This is a genomic window from Streptococcus sp. SN3, from assembly GCF_030439905.1.
Map to the genome: position 1 here is coordinate 61702 of NZ_JAQFJF010000002.1, position 13776 is coordinate 75477.

At 43.1% G+C, this 13776-nt stretch carries 13 protein-coding genes; 4 read left to right on the plus strand and 9 right to left on the minus strand.

Annotated elements, in window-relative coordinates:
• Positions 1-28: 28 nt before the first annotated feature.
• The 5 genes from PCY71_RS04260 to PCY71_RS04280 form a co-directional block, all read right to left on the minus strand.
• Positions 29-1156, minus strand: coding sequence for a DUF805 domain-containing protein (locus PCY71_RS04260; protein ID WP_048771585.1), 1128 nt, complete (start codon positions 1154-1156; stop codon positions 29-31).
• A gap of 124 nt (positions 1157-1280) precedes the next feature.
• A complete protein-coding gene (locus tag PCY71_RS04265; RefSeq protein WP_048771581.1) occupies positions 1281-3521 on the minus strand; it encodes a DNA internalization-related competence protein ComEC/Rec2 in 2241 nt (746 codons plus the stop codon).
• A complete protein-coding gene (locus PCY71_RS04270; protein ID WP_032916008.1) occupies positions 3505-4185 on the minus strand; it encodes a helix-hairpin-helix domain-containing protein in 681 nt (226 codons plus the stop codon). Before PCY71_RS04270 ends, PCY71_RS04265 begins: the two co-directional genes overlap by 17 nt.
• A gap of 148 nt (positions 4186-4333) precedes the next feature.
• Complete coding sequence (locus PCY71_RS04275) at positions 4334-4906, minus strand: HXXEE domain-containing protein (protein WP_048771575.1); 573 nt, start codon at positions 4904-4906, stop codon at positions 4334-4336.
• Between the two features lie 48 nt (positions 4907-4954).
• A complete protein-coding gene (locus PCY71_RS04280; protein WP_002900842.1) occupies positions 4955-5695 on the minus strand; it encodes a 1-acyl-sn-glycerol-3-phosphate acyltransferase in 741 nt (246 codons plus the stop codon).
• A gap of 157 nt (positions 5696-5852) precedes the next feature.
• Between PCY71_RS04280 and PCY71_RS04285 the strand changes: the two genes are divergently transcribed.
• The 4 genes from PCY71_RS04285 (at position 5853) to PCY71_RS04300 (ending at position 10180) form a co-directional block, all read left to right on the plus strand.
• Positions 5853-8192: a cation-translocating P-type ATPase gene (locus PCY71_RS04285; protein ID WP_002910265.1), complete on the plus strand. Its 2340-nt coding sequence runs from the start codon at positions 5853-5855 to the stop codon at positions 8190-8192.
• 129 nt (positions 8193-8321) lie between these two features.
• On the plus strand, positions 8322-9068 hold the full coding sequence (locus tag PCY71_RS04290; protein WP_002910266.1) for a tRNA1(Val) (adenine(37)-N6)-methyltransferase: 747 nt from the start codon (positions 8322-8324) through the stop codon (positions 9066-9068).
• Positions 9058-9321, plus strand: a complete 264-nt coding sequence (locus tag PCY71_RS04295; protein WP_002910268.1) for a GIY-YIG nuclease family protein — start codon at positions 9058-9060, stop codon at positions 9319-9321. Before PCY71_RS04290 ends, PCY71_RS04295 begins: the two co-directional genes overlap by 11 nt.
• A complete protein-coding gene (locus PCY71_RS04300) occupies positions 9314-10180 on the plus strand; it encodes a DapH/DapD/GlmU-related protein (RefSeq protein WP_002910269.1) in 867 nt (288 codons plus the stop codon). Before PCY71_RS04295 ends, PCY71_RS04300 begins: the two co-directional genes overlap by 8 nt.
• Before the next feature lie 44 nt (positions 10181-10224).
• Here PCY71_RS04300 and PCY71_RS04305 read toward each other — a convergent pair whose 3' ends face one another.
• The 4 genes from PCY71_RS04305 to PCY71_RS04320 all read right to left on the minus strand — a co-directional run bounded on the left by PCY71_RS04305 (position 10225) and on the right by PCY71_RS04320 (position 13765).
• Entirely contained in the window at positions 10225-10758 is a 534-nt protein-coding gene (locus PCY71_RS04305; protein WP_002910270.1) for an isoprenylcysteine carboxyl methyltransferase family protein, read from the minus strand.
• A 183-nt stretch (positions 10759-10941) separates the two neighbouring features.
• Complete coding sequence (locus PCY71_RS04310) at positions 10942-11688, minus strand: DeoR/GlpR family DNA-binding transcription regulator (protein WP_002900848.1); 747 nt, start codon at positions 11686-11688, stop codon at positions 10942-10944.
• Between the two features lie 264 nt (positions 11689-11952).
• Positions 11953-13428, minus strand: a complete 1476-nt coding sequence (locus PCY71_RS04315) for a PTS galactitol transporter subunit IIC (RefSeq protein WP_002910271.1) — start codon at positions 13426-13428, stop codon at positions 11953-11955.
• 31 nt (positions 13429-13459) lie between these two features.
• Entirely contained in the window at positions 13460-13765 is a 306-nt protein-coding gene (locus PCY71_RS04320; protein WP_009659841.1) for a PTS sugar transporter subunit IIB, read from the minus strand.
• Positions 13766-13776: the final 11 nt, after the last annotated feature.

The window sequence follows — 13776 nt, forward strand, 5'->3', positions numbered from 1 at the left end:
AGCTGGAAAAATTCCAACTCTTCTTTGTTTATTCTTGATTTTCAGTTGCATCCTCTACACTGTTTTCAGCTGGTGTAGAAGCTTGCTCCTCTTGAACTGATGAAACAAAAGGATTATCTTGAACAGGTGCCTGAGTTCCAAAATCTTGAGGTGTTGACTGCTCAGGTGTTTCAGCAGTAAATGGATTTTGAACTGGTTCTGTTTGCTCCACCGCTTGACTTTGCTCAGAAACAGGTTGTTGTGGCTGTTGACCAAACTGCTGTTCTTGGAAGCCACCTTGTTGCGGCTGTTGGCCAAATGGTTGGTTTTGGACAGGTTGTTGTGACTGACCAAACTGTTGTCCTTGGAAACCACCTTGTTGTGGCTGTTGACCAAATGGTTGATTTTGAACAGGTTGTTGTGGTTGTTGACCAAATGATTGGTTTTGGACAGGTTGCTGTGGTTGCTGACCAAATTGCTGACCTTGGAAACCACCTTGCTGTGGCTGTTGACCAAATGGTTGGTTTTGAACAGATTGTTGTGGTTGTTGACCAAACTGTTGTCCTTGGAAACCACCTTGCTGTGGCTGTTGGCCAAACTGCTGACCTTGGAAACCGCCTTGTTGTGGTTGTTTTTCATAGTTCAAACCTTGATTGTATGGCTGTTGTCCAAACTGTTGTCCTTGGAAGTTTTGCTGACCATATGAATTTCCAACCATTTCAGGCTTAGATCCTTGACAAAGCAAAACAATCAAAGCAATACTACATGGAAGAGATACTATTCCTGCAATAATATTTAGAACTGGAATAAATGATAGTAAAAAAGGACCAACATACAAGAAAAGAAATGCCCAATGATAACCAGCATCACGTAAACGACGGACAATGATAGCTAAATTAGGTACAAAAGTTGCCAGAGCATAGAGAATTAAGATGAAAATAAAGATTACAGCGAATCCTGCTCCAGCCAAGATTGCTGATGGATCTGATTCATATCCATAAGTTGAGTCTTGAACTGCTGCTGAAAGAATACTTCCAAAAGCAGATGCCCAAAAAATGATAAATAGCGGTGCAGTAACAATAACATGGCATAAAACTACCCACCAATAGTCTGACCGGCTAGACCGGCTTGAAAAATCAGCATAGTGTGTCCAGAATTTTTTATATGCAGCAAACATAAAATTCTCCTCTATAATTTTTTATACCCATTATCTTATCACAAATGCATAAATAAATCAATATGACTTCCTAACTGAAGCTAAGCAGTCTACAAAGTATCAGTTGGCATCTTTAACGCAGCTATCAACGAACCGTTTCAATCCTCCAGGAATTCCAACCAATCAAACGAATGGCCCCCTGCTGGTCAGTTCGATAGATGGCTGTATTAAACTTCTTAAATCTTTGCAAAGTTTCCTGATGCGGATGTCGATAACGATTATTCTGGCCAGCTGATATCAAGGCCAGTTTCGGCTGAATTTGCTCTAAAAACTCTGGACTGGAAGAGCCTTTGGAGCCATGGTGTCCTGCTTTTAAGACATCTGCTTTCAGCTGAGGGAATCGCTGCAGCAGTTCAATTTCTCCCTGCCTTTCCAAATCACCTGTAAACAAAAATTTTGTCTGAAAGAACTCCCCGTAGAGTACAATTGAATCATCATTTCCACCGTCTCCTGTTCCGCTAGGATAGAGAACCTGCAAAACTGAGTCAAACACCGGAATCTCATCTCCTACTTCTACGACATGGACAGAAGTTTCTATCTGCTCCAGCTTTTGAACAAAATCAGGCTGAGTCAGACTTCCTTTAGAAACATAGATTTCCTTGATGGAAAAATGCTTAGCTACCTCCAGCATATCTCCCATGTGATCGGTATCGGTATGAGTCAGGACCAATACATCCAGACTAGCAACGCCACGACTTTTGAGATAGGGAATTAAGGTCTTTTCTGCATTGGATGAAGTCTGTCGCTCCTGCCAAGCCTCTTTCTTTCCTATCTCGACTCGTCCTCCTACATCAATCAAAACCGTCCTGCCTCGCCAGTCCCTGAGAAAAATGCTATCTCCCTGACCAATATCCACTACTGTGATCTCGTTTTGCAGCGGATGCCTTGTTAGAAAAAATAAGAGAAGAGTAAGCAAACTAAAAGATAAAAGCCAGCTTTTCTTTCTCCGAAAGTCATAGATTAAAGCCAAAACCAAAAGCAGAGCAAACAGTAACCAGAGGTTGGGCTTCCCAAAAATCAAAGGACGCGGAGTAAAATCAGCTACCCAACGAATCACATCTTCGAGTAACTCAAAGAAAAAATTGGCCTGAGAAATTTTTACAAGTGGTGACAAAATAAAAATGAGGGTTAACCCCGGTAGCATCAGCAGGTCAAAGAATAGTGAAAATAGAAAAGTTAAAATCACAGACCAAGGCTGAAATTCAGAAAAATAGTAGATTAGTATAGGCAAAATCCCCAATGAAATAGTCAGACTTTCCGCTAAAAGCTTACGAATCGGCGGTAACTTTTCAAAATCCATCATAGAAATCAAAAAGGCATAGGCGCAGGACAAGACACCGCCTGCTGTCAGAAGAAAATTGGGCATGATGATAAAGAGAACCATCAGTGTCAGAGCAAAGTTATCTAATCTGGTCAGTCCTTGCTGGGCCAACAACTTCTGAACTAAGCTTCTGACGACAGAAACAGAAAAGCCTGTCAGTCCAGCGTAGATAAATGAAAAAGGTAGCTGCAAGGCGTTTACTGTCTCCCTCTTCATCCCCAAACGTAGAAGAATCCTGCGAAAACCATCCAAAAAGAAACCTACCTGCATACCAGACAAGGCAAACAAGTGGATGATACCCAAGCTAGAATACAGATTGCTCATTTCCGCAAACTCCGTATCCAAGTCACCAAACAAGAGTCCAGTCATATAATGACTCATCGGGCTGGGAAAATTACTTCGAATATAGACCAGCGCTTTTCTCCGCCAAACAGACAGCCAATCCAGTGGATTTAAGCTGGAAAATGGTCTTAGTGACTGAATCTTATTGATTTTTAAGGTACGGTAAATCCCCTGACTCTTTAAATAAGCCTGATAGTCAAAGCCCGAAAAATTTCGTTGCTGCTGGGCGTGTTCAAACTCTGCTTCAACATCAAGGACGACCAAATCTGTCAGTTGCTGAAAATCTTCCTTTTCACTGGCTGATTTGATCTTGTAGAAGACCTGATAAAGCCGACCGTCCGTTCGCCCTCGAAAGGATAGGGAATCTCCATTGACTTTGATCGTATCCGGCAAAACTTGAACCAAGCTAGCTGAAGGAGGTTCCTGCCTAAAGGCCTGCTCTGCCATTTCCCGACGAAGCAAGAAAAAGAGGACAAAAAGGGACAGGAATGCCAAGGCAGCTAGACTTTTTTTGAGAGGATAGCTGAAAAAGAGACGAAGTAGAAGTACCCCCAACCCAAAATAAGCCAAGGAACTGCCAGAGTAGACTGCAAAATAGGCCCATACAAGGATGAAAGCTAGATAGATAGGGGGGAGGGGTAGCTTTTTAATCCACTGTGACATATTCTTTCAGCTTTTCTAAGGTCTTATCTCCAATACCTGACACCTTTTTCAGATCATCTACTGACTTGAAGCGGCCATTGCTTTCGCGGTAGGCAATGATGTCTGAAGCCCGCTTCTGCCCGATGCCTGAAATAGTCTGCAGTTCAGTCTCTGTCGCCGTATTTAGATTGACCTTGTCCGACTTTCCACCACTGGCACCAGCAGAATCAGAAGCTCCTGCTTGATACTGGCCGGTCTGTGTGACATCGGCTCCTTCTTCACCAATCTTTGCCACATAGATTACTGCTTCATCTGTTAATTTTTGTGCCTGATTAATGGACTTAGCCTCGGCGTCTGCTGTCAATCCGCCAGCTTTTTGGATGGCTTCATGGACTCTCGCTCCCGCTCTCAGCTCATAGACACCAGGATTCTTAACTGCGCCTTTAATATCCACAGTGACTTGCTCACTCTCCTCTTCATCCGCCTTGGCCTTAGAAAGAACTTTTTCACTCTCTTCATCAGCTGAGCTGGATGAGGAAGTTACCTCTTGACTCAAGGCGGCCACCTGATTTCGCGGCTGGTGATTTCCTTTGATGAGGAAAAAGCCACCTAGCACAGTACCAACTACTGCCAGACCGACAAAGAGTTTGTATTCTTTCAGCTTTTCAATGATTTCTTCAAGCATATTTTTCTCCTTTGTCTTTTTATTCGTAAAAGATTGCAAAAAAATAAAACAAGCCGAGAATATTTTCAGCTTGTCATATTTTAAAATCTTTATTTTGCAAGAAGTCGTATAGATAGAAAGGCCATTGACAAAAATAGAAGCTGCAATATCAGTCTGCTTTGCTTATCCTGTATATCCAAGCTTCTATCTTTTGAGCTCTGCTATGTAAAAAAGCTAGATTTGCCAAAAGAAAAGCCATCACTAACACGCTTAGAATCAGAAGTAGCGACCAAGAAACCGACTGCTGACTCAGATAAAGGACAAAGACTAAGATGAGTATAGGAAAAGTCATCAGAGCTGTGAAGCCGCCCGGTACCCAGCGACGAAAGCGAAACACTTGCATGATATGGCCCAGCAGATGAAGAGTATGACAGAAACCAATAGCCAGAGCCAGCTCGGGAATGCGAAATAGAATCGCAAGCAACAAAAGGATAAAGGCCAGCAGAAATTCCTCCGCAATCATCAGAGCAATGCTTTCAGCAGAAAGATAACTCCCTCTCCCAGCAATGAACATCTCCTTTTGATAGTCTTGATGGTCTTGATTCTGAGAAATCCAAGGCCGAACCAGGATAATCTCATCAAACTCGTGCAGCATAAACAGTGATAAGGTTACAAAAGATAAAAAAGCAAGAGACATAGCATCCTCCTTATAAAATATACCAACATTATAACTCACTTGCATACAAAAATCAGCTCCCAAGCAAGATTGCTCAGCAAGCTGATTAGTATCTTATTTTCTATGCTTATCTGGATCCCAGACAAAGCTAGCAAAAAAGCTGAAAATGATGGTCAAAATTCCAATCAAAATAGCAGGAATAAAGACAAAGGCACGTAAAATCCGCAAGAAAATATTGCCTTTCTTTTGTGTCTGGTAAGGTGCTACTTCAGCATCCAGACGGTCAAACTCAGCATGAACACGGCGAGCCACTTCCTCAACTCCCTCATCATTCATCTTCTTAATGTCTGAAATATCAATTGGATTACCAAAATTCATGTCCACGCGCTCCCCAGCTGCCAAGCCTTTGAGGCTCATGGGACCAGCGTAGACCACTGGCATGATACGGACCTTAGCCATCTTAGCAATCACTGCCACTCCTCCCTTGACATCCGTAGAATGGCGGCTACCGCTTGGGAACATAATCAGTGAGCGATTGCTCTTTTTCAGCATATTGACAGGGTACTTGATAGCTGACGGACCGGGATTTTCCCGGTCAATAGGAAAGGCACCACACATGCGAATCCACCAGCCGAACACCCGATTTTCAAAGAGCTGTTTCTTGGCCATGAAAATGAACTGCTTGGGCTTGGTCGCAAAAGCCATGTAAACTGGATCCCACCATGTTCGGTGAGGGGCAACCAAGATATAATTTTCATCTTTTGAAGGAATCTTTTCTTTATTGTGGTAATGCGCATTGCCGTTCAAGGTCCACAGGATAAAAATCACTAAACCTCGCAAATAGGTATAAAACATAAACTCTCCTTATTTCAAACTGTGATTGTACTTGAAATTTATTACATCCTTTCCCATTATACCCTATACCCTTATAGTCTGCAATATTTTTCCAAACTTTAGCTGTAACAGCTGATTCTGATAGCCATTTCCCTAAAAAAATGGTATCATTAATCTCATGAACAAGAATGAATTAATCGGTTTAAACCAAACCCAAGTAGATGAAAAGATTTCGCAGGGCCTGACCAACGATTTTACAAGTGACACCAGTACTAGTAACTGGCAAATCGTTAAGCGGAATGTTTTCACCCTTTTTAATGCCCTTAACTTTGTTATTGCTGTAGCCTTGGTCTCTGTCCAAGCCTGGAGCAATCTAGTCTTCTTCGCAGTAATCAGCTTTAACGCCGTCACTGGTATTATTACGGAACTACGAGCTAAACACATGATTGACAAGCTCAATCTGGTCAGCCGAGAGCTGGTCACAGTCATACGTGACGGCCAGGAAGTTAAAATTCAGCCAGAAGAAATTGTACTGGGCGATCTAATCAAGCTGTCAGCCGGCGAGCAAATTCCTAGTGATGCCCGTGTAGTAGAGGGTGTTGCTGAGGCTAATGAAGCCATGCTGACAGGGGAGAGTGACTTGGTTCTCAAGGAAAAAGGCGCTGAGCTGCTGTCTGGTAGCTTTCTGGCCAGTGGGCAGATCTATGCTGAGGTGCACCATGTCGGCGCAGACAACTATGCCAACAAGCTCATGACTGAGGCTAAAACACTCAAGCCTATCAACTCGCGCATTCTATACAATCTTGCGAAAATTTCCCGCTTTACTGGAAAAATCATCATTCCTTTTGGATTGGCTCTTTTCTTTGAAGCCCTGATGATAAAGGGACTGCCTGTCAAAAACTCTGTCATTACCAGCTCGACAGCTCTTTTGGGTATGCTGCCAAAGGGAATCGCCTTGCTGACAGTCACGTCACTCCTGACAGCTGTCATCAAGCTAGGTATGCGCAAGGTTCTTGTTCAGGAAATGTATTCAGTTGAAACTCTGGCTCGGGTGGATACTCTCTGCCTAGACAAGACCGGGACAATTACCCAAGGTAAGATGACTGTTGAAGCCTTACATAGCCTTTCAGATAAGTTTTCTGATGAGACTGTCGTTCAAATCTTAGCAGCCTACATCCAAACCAGCGAGGATAATAACCCAACAGCCCAGGCTATCCGCAAGGGCTACGGCCACTTGGAGCACACCTATACTAGCGACAATGTCATCCCATTTTCTAGTGACCGAAAATGGGGCGCTATGCATTTATCAAGTGTCGGAACCATCTTTTTGGGGGCTCCAGAAATGCTGCTGGACAGTAATCCTGCAGCTGTTGGAGAGGCCCAAAAACGCGGATCACGGGTTTTGGTGCTGGCTCACAGCGACCAAGTGCTAGACAAACACAGCATCCAACTGCCTGAAGATATGACTGCTCTGGCTGTTCTGGAAATCACTGACCCTATTCGTGAGGGAGCGGCTGAGACACTGGACTATCTGCGTTCTCAGGATGTTGATCTGAAAATCATCTCTGGTGACAATCCTGTGACCGTTTCGCATATCGCGAGCCAGGCTGGATTTTCCAACTACGACAGCTACATCGACTGCTCTAAAATCAGCGATCAAGAACTGGTTGAGCAAGCTGAAGAAACAGCCATCTTTGGCCGTGTTTCTCCCCATCAGAAGAAGCTGCTCATCCAGACTCTTAAGGCCGCTGGTCGGACAACAGCCATGACCGGAGATGGGGTTAATGATATCTTGGCCTTGCGCGAAGCAGACTGCTCCATCGTCATGGCGGAGGGAGACCCAGCAACTCGGCAGATTGCCAACTTGGTCCTTCTTAACTCCGACTTTAACGATGTACCTGAGATTCTTTTTGAAGGCCGACGAGTTGTTAACAATATCGGCCGGATTGCTCCGATTTTCTTCATCAAGACCATATACTCCTTTATCCTGGCTATCATCTGTATCGCCAGTATCCTGCTAGGAAAATCTGAATACCTCTTGATTTTCCCATTCATCCCGATTCAGATCACCTTGATTGACCAGTTTGTCGAAGGTTTCCCACCCTTTGTCCTCACCTTTGAGCGCAATATTAAGCCGGTTGAAAAGCACTTCCTCAAACGCTCCCTGCAGCTAGCTCTGCCAAGCTCCCTCATGATTGTCTTCAGCGTGCTATTTGTCCGCATCTGGGGCAGCAGTCATGGCTGGAGTGACATAGAAATGTCCACCCTGACCTACTACTTGCTAGGCAGCATCAGCTTCCTGTCCGTCATTAGGGCCTGTCTGCCACTCAACCTCTGGCGCAGCCTGCTCATTATCTTTTCTGTCTTTGGCTTCTATCTATCAGCCTTTGTCCTGCAGCACCTTTTGGAAATTGCAACGCTGACAGCCGCAACTTTGCCAGTCTATCTGATTCTCATGGTCATTTTCGGACTTGTCTTTGTTGCCTGCACCATCAAGCAGAAATACAGATTTGATTAAGGAATAGCTAAAAAAGAATTATCATCTAAGCTCATGGAAACATGCGAGAGTCCTCGCATGTTTTTTTGATTGTGCAAAAACTTCCCATATCCCTTTGGAATCCTTGCTAAATCATGCTATAATTGACTTATGAACCAAGCAAAACTAAAAGACGGAGAACGCGTCAACCAGCTCTTTTCGACAGATGTCAAGATTATTCAAAATAGTGAGGTCTTTAGTTATTCAGTAGATAGCGTGCTGCTTTCCCGCTTTCCCAAGCTGCCTCAGCGGGGTCTAATCGTTGATCTCTGTGCTGGAAATGGCGCTGTTGGACTTTTTGCCAGCACTCGCACCAAGGCTCAGATTTTAGCAGTCGAGATTCAGGAACGTCTGGCAGACATGGCCGAGCGCTCCATTGAGCTCAATGATTTGACTCAGCAAATGCAGGTCATTCAGGACGATTTGAAAAACCTAGGACGCTATATCACTGGCAGCAAGGTTGATATGATTCTCTGCAATCCGCCATATTTCAAGGTTGACAAGAAATCCAATCTCAATGAAAGCCAGCACTACCTTTTAGCCCGCCACGAAATCTCAACCAATCTGGGAGAGATTTGCAAAATTGCCCAGCGAGTCCTCAAATCTAATGGTCGGTTGGCTATGGTTCATCGACCAGAACGCTTTTTAGATATTTTAGATACCATGCAAGCCCACAACCTGGCTCCCAAGCGCATCCAGTTTGTCTATCCAAAGTTGGGTAAAGAGGCCAATATGCTACTTATCGAAGCTATTAAAGATGGTTCCCGCGACGGTCTAAAAATCCTGCCTCCTCTCTTTATTCACAATCAGGACGGCAGCTACACTCCGGAGATTCACGAGATTTACTATGGAAAATAAAGCATATATGTACGTGCTTGAATGCGGGGACGGCTCCCTCTATACTGGCTACACAACGAATGTCCAAGCCCGACTCAAAAAACATCAAGCTGGCAAAGGCGCCAAGTACACCCGCGCTCGGCTGCCAGTTACCTTACTTTACCAAGAAGAACACCCTAGCAAGCCGGCTGCCATGTCGGCTGAAGCACTTTTTAAAAAGAAAACTAGACAAGCCAAACTGGCTTACATCAAAGAAAGGACTCAACATGCCTGAAATCCAGTTTAAAGGCGACTTTCATCATATCGAAATTTCCCCAGATAGTCATCTTGATATCGGTCAAGATGTCATCTTCCAATCTTTTACCAGCCTCAATGTAGCCAGCGGCGCACAACTCAAGCTAGGAACCCGGGTTTTCTTTAACGATCACTGCACTGTCCGCTGTCAGCACTCTATCGAAATCGGCAAGGACACCATGTTTGGTGATGGCGTCCGTATTTTTGACCACAATCATCAGTATTCTAATTACCATATCGAGAAGATTGATTATAGTGTTGCGCCAGTCAAGATTGGAGCTAACTGCTGGATTGGGGCCAATACTGTGATTCTCAAAGGTGTGACCATTGGTGATAATGTCATCATTGGAGCCAACAGCTTGATTTTCCAAGATATTCCCAGCAACTCTATCGCTATGAGCAAGGAAGAGCTTATCATCAAGGAGCGTCCACAGGGCAATTTCCATGCCTTTACGCTGACGGCTTCTGATACTTTGGAACAACTGGCCTATTTAGCAGAAAATCTGCCAGAATTAGAATTTCACATAGCTGCTAAGACCAATATTTCTCCTTACTTAGCCAGCTTTAATGACTATCCCAATATCAACCTCTACACCAATATTCACCAGGATGACTTTATTGAAGACTTGCTCGATAGGGCGGATATTTACTTGGATATCAATCACTGGGGAGAAGTCGACCAGATTGTTCAAAGAGCTATCAGCAAGGGGAAGCCAGTTTTGGCTTTCAGCCAAACTGCCCACCAGCCTGAAGAAAATACTTTACTTTTCGAATCGGACCAACCCCAGCAAATGGCTGATGAAATACGAAAATTAATGCAAGAAAAGTCTAGGACATAAAGGTCCTAGACTTTCTTTTGCAGTCGATATGCATTTTATTAACTTTATTCACCAGCAATGCCATTTGGAATGATAACTTCCTTGAGTAACTGCTCTTCTTCCTTGATACGAACGTAAAGGGTGATACAGTAAATCGGGAAGAGGATGAAAAGAGCAAAGTAGGCATGACTGAGCAGGGCCAAGCCCACCAATTCTGGTACAACATTCAGGAAATAATTAGGATGTTTGACATTGCGAAAGAGCCAGTGGTCAACAAACTTATGATCCTTAACCAGCATTAGCTTGATGGTCCAAACTGGTCCCAAGAGCTTAGCAACAAGGTAGAGCATAAACATAGAAAAGAGCAACAAGACAGCGCCCAATAGACTCACAAAGTCAAAAGCTGGCTTTTTCAGGATCAACTCCAGAAAGCAGACCGCGTAAAAAAGCATGTGTAGGTACTTCATGATAGTTGAGTTTTTCACCCCGTACTCCATGCCACCCTTGGCCAGAATATCCTGCTCATTCTGAGAGGATTTCCTCAAAAACACCAAACGAAAAAGCGACACAGCCGCAAAAATCACTATATTGATTGTCATAAGACCTCCTAAAATTTAATAATATATTTTATTATATAAGGAATTCCGCAGCAAAGTCAAGACTGTTGTTTACAAAAATCGACCAAGATATAAAAAAGCTGCGACTAGAATTTCTAGACAAAATCCCAGTCACAGCATCTATAAATTATTCATTTGAGCTAGGTTTCTCTCATCGGTCAGACATCACAAAATTTCAATATAGGTGCTGTATTTTTCCTTGACTTTCGGAGCGATATTGTCGTCCGTCACAACTGCACTGAGGTTGTCCAGCCGGTAAAAAGAATAGAAAGAATAGCTGTCAAACTTGCTGTTATCGGCTACAATGTATTTGCTGATGGCATTGTTAAGGATAATCGCGTCGCCGTTGCCTTCCTCTTCATTGCTGGTCGTAACATTATGACCGTCAATACCATTCGCCCCAATAAAAGCCTTAGAAACCTTGATTTCTTTCAAAAGATTATTGGCAAACTGACCGACAAAGGTTTGAGTCTTAGCCCGATAGCGTCCGCCAATCAGAATTAAATCTAAATTGGCTCTTTCTTTTAACTTTTCAAAAATTGGTAGCGAATTGGTGACGATGCTGATATTTTTGCCATCCAAATAGTCTCCTATAAAATCCGTTGTGGTGCCTGACCCAATAAAGACCGTATCCCCGTCAACAATCAAATCCGCACATTTACGGGCAATCTGCTTCTTCTCCTCAACATTCAGCATTTGCTTTTCTGAGTGAGAAATCTCGTTGAGAGCATTTTTGACCTTCTTATGGGCTCCGCCATGAACTCGGGTCAGCATGCCCTGCTTCTCCAAATCAATCAAATCCCGACGGATGGTCATATCCGTGACGCCTAGCATTTCTTTGAGATTTTTGACAGCAACCACACCTGTTTGATCCAGTTCTTGCAGAATGATTCTATGTCTACTTTCTTTCATTTTACATTCTCCTTTTGCTCCTGAATTTCTTACAGACTCACCTTCACCTTATTATACAACAGTTCCAGCATATAAACAAAGATTTGTGAATTTTTTTATTTTAAATAGCTTATATGTTGAATTTAAATCTATAAATTAGTTAATTAGTACTATTTAATCTGTTCTACAACAAGAAAACTAGACTTTATCTATATCAGCCTAGTTTTCTTCGCTTGACTATTTGTTTTTATGGCTTACTTTATATCTTATTCTAGCCACAAGCTTTTATTTTTCCTTTGCAGCGTAGGCTTCGTTACGTTTGATCATTTGTTTTCTATACCAAGCAAAGATTCCTACATAAGCTCCCAAGAAGATAACTGCACCGATGATTGCTTTAATATCACCAGTTGTAGTATTACCGATAGTCCAGCCTAGCAGCTTCTCAATCGGTCCTTCTAGCGTAGAGTGAGTGATTAATTGCGATTTGCTGACTCCTTCAGGGAAGGCACCAACACCTTTAGCAAGTTCTGTTGCGAATGGTGCAATCAGAGTTCCTGACAACAGGAAGAGCGGGAGCAAAAGACTTCCAAACACAATCATACGTAAGAGTTTGCCACGTGTAACTACCAAGAGCGCTGGAGTTACGCCCATTGCAATGATACCAGCCAATGGTAGAATACCATTCCCTACTTTAGAAAGAAGAACTGCTTCAATCAGCATGATTGGTGCAAGTACGTTAGCACAAGCCCAGATTTCAGCACGACCTGCAATAAAAGGCCAGTCCAAACCGATATTAAATTTACGGCCTTGTAGACGTTTTGTAGCAACGTTTGTAATACCTTGTGAAAGTGGTTCTACAGCTGCAATGAACCATGAACCAATCAATGAGAACAATTCCAAGCAGACACCGGCAGTCAAACCTAGAGTCAACCAACCTTTAATGACTAATTGCCAAGTATTTGCATCTTCTGCACCTGCTACAGGGTGTGGAGTTCCCATAAAACCAATGACCACCCCGAGAAGGAAACCGATAAAGAACTTAGAGCCCCAGAAACCAATCTTTTTATTCAGAGCCGCAGCATCAAAGTCATACTTATCTAACCAAGGGAAAAATTTATCAAAAATCTTATCCAAAACCATGATGACAGGATTCATCATATAGTTCATGTGAGTAGACGTCATCGGAGATGAACTTGGTGCATTCAAAAGATCATCAAATGTTGGCTTCATCAAGTCTGAGTTGATGATTTTCAAAACACCGACTAGGACAACTGCTGCAGTCGCAATCAGTAGTGATACAGCTGGACTCACATGATTGTTATCCGCATACCACTTAATTAGTAGTCCGGTGATGGACAAGTGCCAAATATCAAAGATGTCAACATCCAGTGTATCTGTCTTTTTCATAACCAGCATAACGACATTGACAATCAGCATGATAAGCAAGAAGTACAAGGTCCATGGAGAACCCCAAGTAATCGTTGCTAAAGGAGCCCAGCCAACATCTGTGATGTTAAGCTGAATGCCTGTATTTTCAACGAATTTTGCAAGTGAAGCTGAGAAAGCTCCATTCAGCATACCGATGATGGCCCCGATACCCGTCAAAGCAATGGCTAGCTTAATACCACCCTCCAAAGCTTTAGAAAATTTCACACCAAATAACAGAGCCAAGACAGTCAAGATAATCAGCATGACTATCGGGCCGCCCATTTTTATAATGGGATCAAAGAACTTATTCGCTATATCAATAATAGCATTCATAACAAAACCTCCTGGTTTAACCTTTTATAACCTAACTTAGACCATGCTCTTTAATGGCCGCTTCAATATTGTCATACACCGGAGCACTCATAGCTGGGATACGGAAGAGAATCGGTCCTGCTTCAATAACAGGAATTTCTGGTGTGAAGCCCAAATCTGTTGCTGCAATCGGTGTAAAGATATCGTATCCTTGAATTAAATCTTCATTGACATCCTTGACCATTACTGCATCACAATGAACATCATAACCGCGGTTTGACAACTCTTCCTCAAGGGCACTTTTGATTTGGTGGCTGGAATTCACACCAGCTCCACAGGCAGCTAAAATTTTAATCATGGTAAAAACCT